Source organism: Litorerythrobacter xanthomarinus, from assembly GCF_046254955.1.
GTDB lineage: Bacteria > Pseudomonadota > Alphaproteobacteria > Sphingomonadales > Sphingomonadaceae > Qipengyuania_C.
The window spans coordinates 698,118-711,777 of the sequence record NZ_JBJXRG010000002.1 but is presented as its reverse complement, the minus strand read 5'-3'; the positions used below and the strand labels follow the sequence as shown (position 1 = coordinate 711,777).

The window sequence follows — 13,660 nt, the reverse complement described above, 5'->3', positions numbered from 1 at the left end:
TCTAACCGCCTGTCCAGACAATTCCGGGAGAACCCATGTCCGCCAATATTGCCGAAATGGAACGTCGCCGCGATGCCGCCAAGCTGGGCGGCGGGCAAAAGCGCATCGATGCGCAGCATGCCAAGGGCAAGCTGACCGCGCGCGAACGGCTCGAAGTGCTGCTCGATGAGGGCAGCTTCGAAGAGCTCGATACCTATGTCGAGCATGACTGCACCGATTTCGGGATGGAGGACCAGAAGATCCCGGGTGATGGGGTGGTCACTGGATCGGGCACCATCAACGGGCGTCTGGTCTATGTATTCAGCCAGGATTTTACCGTCTTCGGAGGCTCGCTTTCGAAGCGTCATGCGGAGAAGATCTGCAAGGTAATGGACACCGCAATGAAGGTCGGTGCGCCGGTGATCGGGCTTAACGATTCGGGCGGTGCGCGCATTCAGGAAGGCGTTGCCTCGCTGGGCGGCTATGCCGAGGTGTTCCAGCGTAATGTGCTGGCATCAGGCGTCGTGCCGCAGATCAGCGTGATCATGGGGCCTTGCGCGGGCGGGGCGGTTTACAGCCCCGCGATGACCGATTTCATCTTCATGGTCGAAGACAGCTCCTACATGTTTGTCACGGGGCCGGACGTGGTGAAGACGGTCACCAATGAAGTCGTCACGCAAGAGGAATTGGGCGGAGCGAAGACGCACACAACCAAGACCTCGGTCGCCGATAATAGCTTCGAAAACGATATCGAAGCGCTGCTCGCGACGCGCAATTTCTTCGATTACCTCCCGCTGTCGAACCGCGAGGAAGTGCCCGAGCGCCCGACCAGCGATCCGTGGGACCGGCAGGAAGACAGCCTCGATACGCTGATCCCGGCCAACGCCAACCAGCCCTATGACATGCACGAAGTGATCCGAAAGACGCTCGACGAAGGCGATTTTTTCGAGGTCCAGCCGAACCATGCCGGAAACATCCTGTGCGGCTTTGGGCGCGTCGAGGGCCGCACCGTGGGCGTTGTTGCCAACCAGCCGATGGTGCTGGCAGGCGTGCTCGATATCAACTCATCGAAGAAGGCGGCGCGCTTCGTGCGCTTCTGCGATGCATTCGAAATCCCGATCCTGACTTTTGTCGATGTGCCCGGCTTCCTGCCCGGCACCGACCAGGAGCACAACGGGATCATCAAGCACGGCGCGAAGCTGCTGTTCGCTTATGCCGAGGCGACCGTGCCCAAGATCACCGTCATCACGCGCAAGGCTTATGGCGGCGCCTATGACGTGATGGCGTCCAAGCATCTGCGCGGCGACCTCAACTACGCCTGGCCCACCGCCGAAATCGCGGTGATGGGCGCAAAGGGCGCAGTGGAGATCATCTTCCGCCAGGACCGCGGCGATGCGGAAAAGATCGCCGAGAAAACCAAGGAATACGAAGACCGCTTCGCCAACCCTTTTGTGGCGGCACAGCGCGGCTATATCGACGAGGTAATCTACCCGCACTCGACGCGGCGGAGGATTGCGCTGGGGCTACGGAAGTTGCGGACCAAGCAGCTCGAGAACCCGTGGAAGAAACATGACAATATCCCGCTGTGAGCAAGCGTAGCATCTTGATCCTTTTGCTTCCTACTGCGGCAGTTTTCGCGCTGATGATTTACAGCGGGATGTTCATGCATGGAGATCCAATCGAATGAAACTCGGTCGTCTTAATCACGTCGGCGACGCAACGCCGCTGAACCAATGAACACGTCCTCACGCATCGCTGCATTATTCTATGCTGTCGGTGCTGTGGCGAGCTTGATCCTGGGTTCGATCTACCTCTTCCGCACAAGCTTCATGCCTTATCACTCGATCGCGCTCGGCAAGAGCTGGGGAGAGGTCGGCGAGGCCGAAAGAATCCTGATCGAAGCTCTGATGGACGTGGCAGGCGCAGGCTGGCTGGCGCTGGGCTGCGGAGTGCTCGCGCTCTTATGGTGGCCGTTCCGCAAGGGCGAAACCTGGGCGCGTCTGCTGATCCCGTTCATGCTGGTGCTATTCTATGCTCCAACCCTTTACGCCACGATCAAGGTCCTCGCAGGTACGCCCGCCAGCCCACCTTGGTGGGGCAATGCGCTCGTCCTTGCGCTGGCCGCGGCAGCGTTCTTGCTGGATCGTCCATGGATTGCACGAACACAGAAGGTTTCGGACTAAGTGGCCGGCGAAACGGATCATGCCCGGTCACTTTTGTATTGCCGCGCTTCGCTTCAAAGAACGAGTTGCTATGGCCTCACTGTCGGATTTGAGTAGATGAAATCGTTAGTCCCACTAGCTGCATTCTTGACCGTAGTCTCGGTGTGGGCGTTGATCTCGCTGATCCGGCATAAGCGCTGGGGAACAACGTTTATCGATCCCCCCCGGGACGGCGAGCCAAAATGGCCAATGCGGGTCAAGCTCTGGATTGGCATATTTGCTGTTGGTGCAGTGGGTTCTTCCTGGCTAACATTGTGGTCCCTTTTTCGTGAACTTGAAATGTAGTGCGAGAGTAATGCTGAAACTCGGCAGGCTTAAATATATTGGCGTGGCGACTCGCTCGATCCAAGCACGAAGCGCGCTCTGGCTTTGTAAGCTGCACACAGAGTAGCTCGGGAACACAAAGAAAAATCATGACAATATCTCGCTGTGATCAATCTTGGGAAAGTTGAGAGGTTTTGGATGTTTGGCTCTCGCTTTAGCGGGGGCTGTTCTGGTGGTCTTCGGTTCGTCCAGTCCCGCAGTGAAATCTATCGTTCTGGTTGCAATCGAGATGCTTAAGAACGGCGGTAGCGAAGCTGGCGAGCGTTGGCACAAAACCAAAGCTGTCGTAGTCGATAAGCAATCGGCTCCACGAGAGAATATCGAACGGCGCGGGACCATGACGCTGCGCTACGCCGACCAGTCAGGCGGCGAGCATATCAATCGAGTGGTTGTGCAATTCAGCAACCGCAAGTTTGATGATCTTGCTATTGGCGAAACGATCCAATTGGGTGTTTGCGTGACTGATCCCTTGATCATCTATGTTTTGGGTATGACCATCGAAAACACTGAAAAATGTGCCGTGACGCAATATGAAACCTCTCTCGGTGAACGAAATGACGAACGATAGGATCCTTGCCGCTCTCAGAAGCCTTGGGAAGGCCTTCTCCATTCTCGCCATACCCTATCTGGCAATCGTCGTGTGGTGGGATGCGCTAGACTTCGATCCGAACACAGCGTTAATCACATTGGATGGCTCTCCCTACAGCCCAACCGGCGCCATCTTGTTCGGATGCATCATTCTTGTTTTGGGGCTTGCTGCGATCGCGGGAGCGAGAATTGCGTTGCGCAAACCCAGTTTTTCCCGTGGCGATATCCTGACCGTGTTATGGATTGGACTATGGCTCGCCGTTCTCGGCGCGGGCTTGATCGCAACGGGCATGCTTAACCCGATTGGAGTGGAATTGTGAAACTCGGCAGACTTAATCACATTGGCGTCGCCACGCCCTCGATCGAAGCATCGATCGCGCATTACCGTGACACTATGGGCGCTACGCATATCCATGAGCCATTCGATCTCGAACAGCAGGGCGTGAAGGTCTGCTTCGTCGACACGCCAACCGAATCGGGCATGAATGGCACGCAAATCGAGCTGATCGAACCGCTCGGCCCCGATTCGGCGATCAACAATTTCCTCGAGAAGAATCCGCTCGGCGGGCAGCATCATGTCTGTTTCGAAGTGCCCGATATCGCTACGGCACGCGAGGAATTCGAGGCCATGGGCAAGCGCATCCTCGGCCCAACGCGCATCGGTGCGCACGGCACGCCTATCTTTTTCGTCCATCCCAAGGATATGCAGGGCATGCTTACCGAGATCATGGAAACGCCCAAAGAGGGCGCACACTGGTCCAACTGATAGCTGCACAGCGAAAGAGAGACACGATGTCCGATTACGAAACCCTCAAAGTCGAGCGCGACGGCCCGCTAATGATGATCACGCTCAACCGTCCCGAGCGCCTTAATGCTATGCCACCGCAAATGGCCGATGAGCTCGGTGCAGCATTCTACGACCTCGGCGACGCCCGTGCGGTGCTTATAACAGGTGAGGGCAAGGGATTCTGTTCGGGCGCAGACTTGGCCGCACGCGGCGATCGGAGCGCACTCGCGATGAAGGGCGGCAGCCATCTTGCGCTGCAAAACCACTACAACCCTGCGATCAGCCAAGTGCTGCGCGCACAGGTGCCCGTGATCTGTGCCGTTAATGGCCCCGCCGCCGGCGTCGGCTGTTCGCTCGCACTGGCAGGCGATTTTACCATCGCTTCGAAGAGCGCATACTTCCTGCAGGCCTTCGTCAATATCGGACTGGTGCCAGACGGTGGATCGACATGGTTGCTGACCCGCGCGATCGGCCGCGCACGTGCCACTCGGATGATGATGCTGGGTGAGAAAATCAGCGGCGAGAAGGCAGAGGAGTGGGGACTGATCTATAAATGCGTGGATGACGATGCGCTGATGGACGAAGCGCGCGCACTGGCCGAAAAACTCGCCAATGGTCCCACGCTCGCCCTGAAGACCATGAAGCAGAACATTGCATTAGCGACCGATGGTTCGCTGCAGCAGGTCTTCGTCGCCGAAGCCGAAGGCCAGCGGCTGGCCGGGGCCAGCGAAGATGCCAGGGAGGGCGGCCTGTCTTTCCTCGAAAAGCGCAAACCAAATTTCCAGGGCCGCTGAGCTTGTTGTTTTACAACACAGGAAATCCAGCGCCCAATCCGCGCCGCGTGAGAATTTTCGCGGCGGAAAAGGGGATCGAGCTGGACGCGCGAGATATCTCGCTGGTCGCGGGAGAGCACAAGTCCGACGAATACAAGGCGATCAATCCGCGCGGGCAGACGCCTTCGTTGCAGCTCGATGATGGCACGGTAATCACCGAAAGCGTGGCGATCTGCCGTTATCTCGAGGCTCTCCATCCCGAGCCCAACATGTTCGGCGAAGGCGATCTCGAGCCTGCGATGATCGAGATGTGGAGCCGGCGGGTCGAGATGATCCTGATGGCGCCGGTTGGCGCGGTGTGGGTTCACACGCACAAGTTCACCGCTGCAATCCCGGGCCGCAATACCGAATGGGGCGAAGCCAATCGCCCGCGCGTCGCCGAGGCTTTCCGCTTCTTCGACCGGTCGCTGGAGGGACGCGAGTTCCTCGCTGCAGACCGCTTCACCATTTCTGATATACTGCTGCTAACGACATTCGACTTTGCCGAATTCGTGGGCTGCGGAGCAACGGAAGAGTGCGCACACTTGCGCGCTTGGCACGATAGGGTATCCGCCAGGCCCAGCGCAAACGCTTGAGGAGCCTATGAGCGAGAAGCCTACTGTATCCGATTGGGAAGCCCTGGCCGAGCAAGAGGTCAAGGGGCGCGACCTGACCTGGCACACGCCCGAGGGTTTTGACATCAAGCCGCTCTATACCGAGGCGGATAGCTCCGATCCAGGCTTGCCGGGCTTCGCGCCGTTCACCCGCGGTGTGAAAGCTTCGATGTATGCGGGCCGCCCGTGGACGATCCGGCAATATGCGGGCTTCTCCACCGCCGAGGAATCCAACGCCTTCTATCGCCGCAACCTTGCTGCCGGGCAGAAGGGCCTATCAGTCGCTTTCGATCTGGCGACGCATCGCGGTTATGACAGCGATCACCCCCGCGTCGTGGGCGATGTCGGCAAGGCGGGTGTCGCAATCGACACCGTGCGCGACATGGAAATCCTGTTCGACCAGATCCCGCTCGATACAATGAGCGTATCGATGACCATGAACGGCGCGGTGATTCCGGTGCTGGCCTTCTACATCGTTGCAGGCGAGCGGCAGGGCGTCTCGCCAGAGAAGCTTTCCGGGACCATCCAGAACGACATCCTCAAGGAGTTCATGGTCCGCAACACCTATATCTATCCGCCCGAACCGAGCATGCGGATCGTTTCAGACATCATCGCATATACCTCGGCCAATATGCCGAAATTCAACAGTATTTCCATCTCGGGTTATCACATGCACGAAGCCGGGGCGACGGCGGTGCAAGAGCTCGCTTTCACCATTGCCGACGGCAAGGAATACGCAAAGCGGGCGATGGATGCGGGGCTCGATATCGATGCCTTTGCCGGTCGCCTCAGCTTCTTCTTCGGCATCGGCATGAACTTCTTCATGGAGATAGCCAAGCTGCGCGCCGCGCGCACGCTGTGGTACCGGGTTATGGACGGGCTGGGCGCGAAGAAAAACCGCTCCAAGATGCTGCGCACGCATTGCCAGACTTCGGGCGTCTCGCTGCAGGAGCAGGACCCTTACAACAACGTCATCCGCACCACTGTGGAAGCGATGGCAGCGACTTTGGGCGGCACCCAGTCGCTGCATACCAATGCGCTTGATGAAGCGATTGCACTGCCGACCGATTTCTCCGCCCGCATCGCGCGCAACACACAGCTGGTGCTGCAGGAGGAAAGCGGCATCACCAATGTCGTCGATCCGCTCGGCGGCAGCTATTACATCGAAGCGCTCACGGCCAAGCTGGTCGAGGAAGCCGAAGCGCTGATCGCCGAAGTCGATGCAGCGGGCGGGATGACCGCCTATGTTGATAGCGGCAAGCCCAAGGCAGCGATCGAGCGCGCAGCGGCGGAAAAGCAGACCGCAGTCGATCGCGGCGAAACGGTGATCGTCGGCGTCAACAAGTACCGGCTCGAGAAGGAAGACCATCTCGATACGCTCGATATCGACAATCACAAGGTGCGCCAGGGACAGATCGAACGCCTCCAGCGTGTGCGCGAAGAGCGTGACGAGGAAGCCTGCCAGGCAGCGCTCAAGGCGCTTACCGAAGCGGCGAAAGCCGATCCGGCAGTCGCGCGCGCGGCGCTGAATGACGGGCGTGACGAACGCGGCATCCCGCTGCCGCCCTCGAAAATCGCCGAGCTTCAAGAGAAGGGTGACGTCAACCTGCTGCGCCGTGCAGTCGATGCGGCGCGTCACGATGCAACACTGGGCGAAATCTCGGCGGCGATGGAAGAAGCCTTTGGTCGCTACGACACCGTGCCGCGCCCAGTACGAGGGGTCTACACCAAGGCCTATGCCGAGGATTCGCGCTATCGGCAGGTGGTTGACGGCATCGATGCTGTCGAGCGCCGGTTGGGCCGCAAGCCCAAGGTGATGGTCGCCAAAATGGGGCAGGACGGTCACGATCGCGGCGCGAATGTGATTGCCAGCGCCTTTGCTGACATGGGTTTCGAAGTGATCAGCGGACCGCTGTTCCAGACACCGCAGGAAACCGCGAATATGGCGATCGAGCAGGGCGTCGATATCGTTGGCGCGAGCTCACTCGCAGCTGGCCACAAGACGCTGATCCCCGAGCTCATCGGCTTGCTGAAGGAGGCCGGTCGGCCCGATATCAAAGTGACCGCAGGCGGCGTGATCCCGCCGCAGGACTATGATTTCCTGCGCGAAAAGGGCGTGGCCGGAATATATGGACCGGGATCAAACGTGGTCGAGTGCGCGGCCGATATGCTGACGCTGCTGGGCCACAACATGCCGCCCGAAGGCGAAGAACTGGATGAGGCGGCAGAGTGACAATCCTCAAGCGCATTGCCGCTGCGACGATCTTACTGCTTATCTTTGGAACTGGATGGTTGGCTTTGCGAATGGTGGTTGAACTGTTTTTCGGAACATGGAGCGGCGGAGTTCCTCATCCAAACACGACGACGTGGATCGTGCTTAGCTTGTTTTCAGCGATTTATTTGGCGCTTGTCATTTTCACGATCCGCCGGGTGGATCGACTTGTGAGGGGATGAGGAAGCCGCCCAAACGAGCAACATACTAAACAAAACATGGATGCTGAAACAGATTCAGCTTGCCATAACGAGGAACGATTGCGCCTACACCGCGATCTGGAGACTTTTCCAATGACCACACACAAACTCGAAACGCAGACCATCCACGCCGGGCAGCAGCCCGATCCGACCACCAATGCGCGGATCACGCCGATCTACCAGACGGCAAGCTATGTCTTCGACAGCCCCGAGCATGCGGCTAACCTGTTCTCGCTAGCCGAGTTCGGGAACATCTATTCGCGGATCATGAACCCGACGAATGATGCGCTGGAGCAGAAAATCGCTGCGCTCGAGGGCGGGGTAGGCGCGCTGGCGGTCGCCTCAGGCCATGCCGCGCAGCTGATCGCATTCCACACACTGATGGAGCCGGGGCGCAATATCGTTGCCGCGAAGAAGCTCTATGGCGGATCGCTCAACCAGATGGGTGAAAGCTTCCGCAAGTTCGATTGGGAAACGCGCTTCGTCGATGCCGATGATCCAGCCAATGTCGCCGCCGCCATCGACGAGAATACGCGCTGCGTTTTCATCGAAAGCCTCGCCAATCCGGGCGGCGTAGTCAGCGATATCGAGGCGATTGCCAAGGTCGCCCATGATGCTGGCGTGCCGCTGATTGTCGACAACACCATGGCCAGCCCGGCGCTATGCCGCCCGTTCGAACACGGCGCGGATATTGTCGTCCATTCGACCACCAAATTCCTCAACGGCCACGGCAATGCCATCGGCGGCGTGATCGTTGATAGCGGCAAGTTTGACTGGAAGGCGCAGGGCGACAAGTTCCCCTCGCTAACGCAGCCTAACGGATCATACCACGGCGCGGTGCTGGTCGATGCCCTGGAGCCGGTCGGCCCGATTGCCTTCATCATTGCCTGCCGCGTGCTGGGCTTGCGAGACCTTGGCCCAGCCATGGCCCCGATGAATGCCTTCCTCGCACTGACAGGTATGGAGACGTTGGCGCTGCGGATGGAGCGGCATTGCAGCAATGCGGTCGAGCTAGCCAATTGGCTAAAGGATCACGAGAAAGTCGAATGGGTCGGCTATGCTGGTCTGCGCGAAAGCCCCTATCATGAGCTTGCGCACAAATACCTCGGCGGGCGGGCCGGATCGGTCTTCACTTTCGGCCTCAAGGGTGGATATGATGCTGGCGTCAAACTGGTCGAGAACGTTAAGCTGTTTAGCCACCTGGCCAATATCGGCGACACGCGCTCATTGATCATCCACCCCGCATCGACCACCCACAGCCAGCTTTCCGAGGACGAGCTGCTCGCCGCGGGCGCAGGACCGGATGTGGTGCGCATTTCGGTGGGGATCGAGCATATCGACGATATCAAGGCCGACCTCGAGAAGGCTTTGGCGCAAGTCTGATTTTCGTCACGCAAGTCGTTTCTCCCGAAACTTGACAACGTTTCCCTAGAGGCAGAGATTTATCAGGTCAGAGGCCGAAAAGGCTCGGGGGTCGTGGGTCGATTTATACTCACGAAGGGGGAATTTCATGAAGAAGCTATTGATTGCCGCGGCCGCAGGGGCCGTTCTTTGCACGGGCACTCCAGCACTTGCAGACGACCATGCAGCGCCTGAGATGCGTCAGGTGGCCTGGTACGAGGTCATGCTGATCAAATGGAAAGAAGGGAAAGGCGGGCGCGCCCACGAAATCATCCAGCTGTTCGAAGCGACAGACAAGGCACTGGGTCGGGAAGGGGTCATTGACCTCCACATGGGTACCGGCGAGTGGGACAGCATCGTGGCGATGCCAATGCTCAATGGGCCGGCTGCAATTGCATGGCAAACCAACCCAGCCGATGAAGAGTGGAATGCCAAGTTCATCGAATTGAATGGCGGTGAAGAAGCAGCAATGAAGCTCTGGTCGGAGTTCAATGACTGCATTCTCGAGCAGCAGCGCCAAATCGGCCACATTGATATCGACGAGTGATACCGGGCCGACTAGCCGAAATTCGCTAGCTTGAATCGGGCCTCTGGGTGCGGCATGGGCGTTTGACGCTATATTGCACTCGGAGGCCTGTTTGTTTTCCAAGATCCTGATTGCCAATCGCGGCGAAATTGCCTGCCGCGTTATCAAGACCGCGCGGCGCATGGGTATCCAGACGGTTGCAGTCTATTCCGATGCCGATGCACGCGCGCCTTTCGTTCGCATGGCGGACGAGGCGGTGCATATCGGTCCGCCGCCGGCCAATGAAAGCTACCTGATTCCGGAGAAGATCATCGCTGCGGCGAAGCAGACCGGTGCCGAGGCAATCCACCCGGGATACGGCTTCCTTTCCGAACGCGCGAGTTTCGTCGAAGCGCTGGAGAAGGAAGGCATCGCCTTTATCGGTCCGCCCGTGAACGCGATCGCAGCGATGGGCGACAAGATCGAATCCAAGAAACTCGCCAAGGAAGCGGGCGTCAATGTTGTCCCCGGCTTCGTCGGAGAGATCAAGGACACCGACCACGCGGTCGAGATTTCGGACGACATCGGCTATCCGGTGATGATGAAAGCCTCCGCCGGCGGAGGGGGCAAGGGCATGCGCCTTGCCTATTCCGAAAAAGACGTGCGCGAAGGCTTCGAGGCGACCAAGCGCGAAGGCCTCAATTCGTTCGGCGATGACCGCGTGTTCATCGAGAAATTCATCCTTGATCCGCGCCATATCGAGATCCAGATCCTCGGCGATAAGCACGGCAACGTGCTCTACCTGAACGAGCGCGAATGCTCGATCCAGCGCCGCCATCAGAAAGTGGTCGAAGAAGCACCATCACCCTTCGTCACGCCCAAGATGCGCAAGGCCATGGGCGAGCAATGCGTCGCGCTGTCCAATGCGGTAAATTACCATTCCGCGGGCACGGTTGAGCTGATTGTGAGCGGTGCCGACACCACAGGCGAGAGTTTCTACTTCCTCGAAATGAACACCCGCCTTCAGGTTGAGCATCCGGTCACTGAAGCGATTACGGGGATCGATCTTGTCGAACAGATGATCCGTGTTGCCGCCGGTGAAGAACTTACCATGACGCAGGACGATATTGGAATCGATGGCTGGGCGATCGAAAACCGCGTCTATGCCGAAGATCCTTACCGCGGGTTCCTGCCATCGACCGGGCGCCTGGTCGAATATCAGCCGCCGCTCGAAGGCTGGACTGACGACGGCAGCGCCAATGGTCGGCGCGGGGTTGATGGCGTGCGCGTTGACGATGGCGTCTATGAGGGCGGCGAAGTCTCGATGTTCTACGATCCCATGATCGCCAAGCTGGTGACATGGGGCGAGACGCGTGACGAGGCGGCAGACCTGCAGATCCAGGCACTCGACGCTTTCCGCATCAAGGGGCTGGGGCACAATGTCGACTTCCTCTCGGCGCTGATGCAGCACCCGCGCTTCCGCTCGGGAGAGATGACCACCGGCTTCATCGCCGAAGAATATCCCGATGGGTTCCAGGGCGCTCCGGCCTCGGACGAATTGCTGCGCGGCCTCGCCGCTGTCGGCGGGGTAATCGCGACGGCGGATGCGGACCGCGCGCGACGCATCGATCAGCAGCTCGACGGCGATCTTTACGCGCCCGGTGACTGGGCGGTTCGGATCGGGGACACGAACTATGCCGTCGTGCTCGAAGAAGACGCGATCACGGTCGATGGCGAACCGGTCGATCTCAGCTTCGACTATACGCCGGGCGAGACTATGGTCGATCTCGAACTCGATGGCGAAGCGATGACCTTGCAGCTCGCGCCGAGCCGCATGGGCTATGACATTACGACGCGCGGGGCGACGCAATCGCTGCGTATCCTGCCTGCGCGCATTGCGCATCTGACGCAGCATATGATCGAGAAGGTCCCGCCTGATCTTTCCAAGATGCTGATTTGCCCGATGCCTGGCCTGCTGGTGAAGCTGCACGTTGAAGAGGGCGAGGAAGTCCAGCCCGGGCAGCCGCTTGCTACCGTCGAGGCGATGAAGATGGAAAACATCCTGCGCGCCGAGAAAGAAGGCACCATCGCCACGATCAATGCATCGGAAGGCGAGAGCCTTGCAGTCGATGCGGTGATTTTAGAGCTGGAGTAGCTGGTTCGCCTTACTGAGCTGCTTCTCCCCACATTATCCAGACGAAGGAGAGATTCTCGTCTTCGCTCTTGTTCCAGAATGTAAGCGGCACATCGGGCGGTGAAAACAGCATCTGGCCAGCGCTGGCTGTAAAGGCATTTTCGCCCATCTCTCCTTCAGCCTCGCCGCCGATGAAGATAATCATGCGAGGGAAGGGGACTTGCATTGTCGGCGCCTGTTCACGGCCGAGCCCGGCGGGCACTTCGTATACTGCGCTTCTGATCCCGGCATCGTAGTACAGGGCCGTTGCTGGTGCACCATGTACAACGCGGGTGTGCGCCATTCCGAAGTTGGTGAGTTCGGGGATACCGCGAGTCCAGAAATGCCCGATCAGACGGCGTGTGAGTCCGACGTAATCGGCAGGCTCCTCAAATCCGTCAGTGTGCAGGATATCGAGCGGCGTGACATCGGCGCTGGTAGCCGCGCCCATAGCTGTGAGGCCATTCCAGACGCCCTGGTCAAGCAAGTTGAGCGTCTCCCGGTTCATGGTAAAGTAGAAGAACTCATGGCCGCCAAAACCATCGCGCAGTTCGAATGAATTTCCAATTGGCTCGACGTGAAAGCGATGACCATCGACTTCGATTCCGAACCGTGTGGGCTCAGCCATGGGGTCACGCGCATAGTCCGCAACGAACCTGTCTAGCGTGGCTCGATGGGTTGTTTCTGCGGCCGGCTCCTGGTTCTGCCACGTCTGCGCCTGAGCGGGTGAAACTAGACAGAGCGTTGCGGCGGCGAGCGACGAGATTAGCATGTTTGCCATCGGACTGTTCCTTTCATAGAGTTGCAGTCCCGTAGGAAAACGCCAAGGAAAGCTTCGCGAAAGTCCAGATGAACGAACGACTGCTCGTAATGAATGAAACGACCGATCCGACCGTTCACGCAGCGCGAAATGCGTGGGTAGTAGCCCGGCCCCTGCTTTCATGGACACTGTCGACCATCGCGTTGGGCTCGATGTTGGCGCTTCTTGGCGCAGTGGATAGTTACGCAGTACCGATTGGTTATCGACTGATCTTTTGGGGTGGATTGTTTACCGTAGCGCTGGTGTTTGCGCTCGGCATAGAAGCTATCATGCTTCGTGCTGGTTTGCGTTACACTCCGGTAGCACGGTGGTGGGCAATGTTTGCGGTCATCTTGTCACTCGCAATGACTCCCGTCGCCTATATCGCGAATTCCTTGGGAGGGTGGGCGCCGCTCTCGATGATGATACCGCACTTCGGCAATTCCATGGTTATCAGTATCGCCTTTGTTGCATTGCGGATCGGTGTCGGGCGGGCTCTGTGGGAGCCGGATATCTTGTCGACCGCGGAGCACGCTCCGGCGAAGCTCATGGCGCGCCTTCCCGCAGCCCTGCGGGAGGCGCGGTTGCACGCGCTCGAGGCGGATGGTCACTATGTGCGCGTATACACCGACCGCGGCAGCGAAATGATCCTGATGCGGTTAAAGGATGCAATCGCCGAAACTGGGGATTTGGACGGGATGCAGGTCCACCGCTCATGGTGGGTCGCGCGCGAAGCGGTTGTCGGCAATTCGAGTATTGCAGGCAAACATTGGCTAAGCGTCCACGGCGGCGTTGATGTGCCGGTGAGCCGTAGCCGGAGAAGCGCGTTGAATAGCGCTGGTTGGCTTTAGCGACGACGAATGAGTTTTCTTCAAATTTTGACAAGTTAAGAGGATCGACGATCGGCTTTGCGCAGTCTTTGATGTGGTATCCGGCTTAGGCGAATTCGTTGCCGTGCCCAATTTTGGTCGAGGTAGGTCTCGC

14 protein-coding genes are annotated in these 13,660 nt (G+C 58.7%); 13 read left to right on the top strand and 1 reads right to left on the bottom strand.

All coding sequences use genetic code 11. From position 1 onward, the window contains the following. The first annotated feature begins 35 nt into the window (after positions 1 to 35). The 12 genes from ACEWMW_RS12800 to ACEWMW_RS12745 all read left to right on the top strand — a co-directional run bounded on the left by ACEWMW_RS12800 (position 36) and on the right by ACEWMW_RS12745 (position 11,859). Positions 36 to 1,568 carry an acyl-CoA carboxylase subunit beta gene (locus tag ACEWMW_RS12800; RefSeq protein WP_409414324.1) on the top strand — a complete coding sequence of 511 codons (1,533 nt, stop codon included), beginning with the start codon at positions 36 to 38 and terminating at the stop codon, positions 1,566 to 1,568. A 144-nt stretch (positions 1,569 to 1,712) separates the two neighbouring features. After that, complete coding sequence (locus ACEWMW_RS12795) at positions 1,713 to 2,162, top strand: hypothetical protein (protein WP_409414323.1); 450 nt, start codon at positions 1,713 to 1,715, stop codon at positions 2,160 to 2,162. A 562-nt stretch (positions 2,163 to 2,724) separates the two neighbouring features. Continuing rightward, entirely contained in the window at positions 2,725 to 3,093 is a 369-nt protein-coding gene (locus ACEWMW_RS12790; protein ID WP_409414322.1) for a hypothetical protein, read from the top strand. Continuing rightward, complete coding sequence (locus tag ACEWMW_RS12785; RefSeq protein ID WP_409414321.1) at positions 3,080 to 3,433, top strand: hypothetical protein; 354 nt, start codon at positions 3,080 to 3,082, stop codon at positions 3,431 to 3,433. The genes ACEWMW_RS12790 and ACEWMW_RS12785 overlap by 14 nt, the downstream gene beginning before the upstream one ends. Beyond that, entirely contained in the window at positions 3,430 to 3,879 is a 450-nt protein-coding gene (gene mce, locus ACEWMW_RS12780; RefSeq protein WP_409414320.1) for a methylmalonyl-CoA epimerase, read from the top strand. The genes ACEWMW_RS12785 and mce overlap by 4 nt, the downstream gene beginning before the upstream one ends. A gap of 26 nt (positions 3,880 to 3,905) precedes the next feature. Then, positions 3,906 to 4,694 carry an enoyl-CoA hydratase-related protein gene (locus ACEWMW_RS12775; protein WP_409414319.1) on the top strand — a complete coding sequence of 263 codons (789 nt, stop codon included), beginning with the start codon at positions 3,906 to 3,908 and terminating at the stop codon, positions 4,692 to 4,694. A gap of 2 nt (positions 4,695 to 4,696) precedes the next feature. Then, positions 4,697 to 5,308 (top strand): glutathione S-transferase family protein, encoded by a 612-nt coding sequence (locus ACEWMW_RS12770; protein WP_409414318.1) that lies wholly within the window; start codon positions 4,697 to 4,699, stop codon positions 5,306 to 5,308. A 7-nt stretch (positions 5,309 to 5,315) separates the two neighbouring features. Beyond that, a complete protein-coding gene (gene scpA, locus ACEWMW_RS12765) occupies positions 5,316 to 7,559 on the top strand; it encodes a methylmalonyl-CoA mutase (RefSeq protein WP_409414317.1) in 2,244 nt (747 codons plus the stop codon). After that, on the top strand, positions 7,556 to 7,780 hold the full coding sequence (locus ACEWMW_RS12760; protein ID WP_409414316.1) for a hypothetical protein: 225 nt from the start codon (positions 7,556 to 7,558) through the stop codon (positions 7,778 to 7,780). Before scpA ends, ACEWMW_RS12760 begins: the two co-directional genes overlap by 4 nt. A gap of 111 nt (positions 7,781 to 7,891) precedes the next feature. Next, complete coding sequence (locus ACEWMW_RS12755; protein WP_409414315.1) at positions 7,892 to 9,181, top strand: O-acetylhomoserine aminocarboxypropyltransferase; 1,290 nt, start codon at positions 7,892 to 7,894, stop codon at positions 9,179 to 9,181. Between the two features lie 127 nt (positions 9,182 to 9,308). Beyond that, the gene (locus ACEWMW_RS12750; RefSeq protein ID WP_409414314.1) at positions 9,309 to 9,746 is read left to right on the top strand and encodes a hypothetical protein; all 438 of its coding nucleotides are present in this window, start codon (positions 9,309 to 9,311) and stop codon (positions 9,744 to 9,746) included. Positions 9,747 to 9,837: 91 nt separating this feature from the next. Beyond that, on the top strand, positions 9,838 to 11,859 hold the full coding sequence (locus ACEWMW_RS12745; protein WP_409414313.1) for an ATP-binding protein: 2,022 nt from the start codon (positions 9,838 to 9,840) through the stop codon (positions 11,857 to 11,859). Between the two features lie 10 nt (positions 11,860 to 11,869). Here ACEWMW_RS12745 and ACEWMW_RS12740 read toward each other — a convergent pair whose 3' ends face one another. After that, entirely contained in the window at positions 11,870 to 12,658 is a 789-nt protein-coding gene (locus tag ACEWMW_RS12740) for a hypothetical protein (RefSeq protein WP_409414312.1), read from the bottom strand. Positions 12,659 to 12,747: 89 nt separating this feature from the next. Between ACEWMW_RS12740 and ACEWMW_RS12735 the strand changes: the two genes are divergently transcribed. Next, positions 12,748 to 13,527, top strand: a complete 780-nt coding sequence (locus tag ACEWMW_RS12735) for a LytTR family DNA-binding domain-containing protein (protein ID WP_409414311.1) — start codon at positions 12,748 to 12,750, stop codon at positions 13,525 to 13,527. The last annotated feature ends 133 nt before the right edge of the window (positions 13,528 to 13,660 follow it).

Coding starts and splice junctions, on each gene's coding strand:
- ACEWMW_RS12800 (WP_409414324.1), top strand. CDS start 36: ATGTCCGCCAATATTGCCGAAATGGAACGTCGCCGCGATGCCGCCAAG.
- ACEWMW_RS12795 (WP_409414323.1), top strand. CDS start 1,713: ATGAACACGTCCTCACGCATCGCTGCATTATTCTATGCTGTCGGTGCT.
- ACEWMW_RS12785 (WP_409414321.1), top strand. CDS start 3,080: ATGACGAACGATAGGATCCTTGCCGCTCTCAGAAGCCTTGGGAAGGCC.
- ACEWMW_RS12775 (WP_409414319.1), top strand. CDS start 3,906: ATGTCCGATTACGAAACCCTCAAAGTCGAGCGCGACGGCCCGCTAATG.
- scpA (WP_409414317.1), top strand. CDS start 5,316: ATGAGCGAGAAGCCTACTGTATCCGATTGGGAAGCCCTGGCCGAGCAA.
- ACEWMW_RS12755 (WP_409414315.1), top strand. CDS start 7,892: ATGACCACACACAAACTCGAAACGCAGACCATCCACGCCGGGCAGCAG.
- ACEWMW_RS12750 (WP_409414314.1), top strand. CDS start 9,309: ATGAAGAAGCTATTGATTGCCGCGGCCGCAGGGGCCGTTCTTTGCACG.
- ACEWMW_RS12740 (WP_409414312.1), bottom strand. CDS start 12,658: ATGGCAAACATGCTAATCTCGTCGCTCGCCGCCGCAACGCTCTGTCTA.
- ACEWMW_RS12735 (WP_409414311.1), top strand. CDS start 12,748: ATGAATGAAACGACCGATCCGACCGTTCACGCAGCGCGAAATGCGTGG.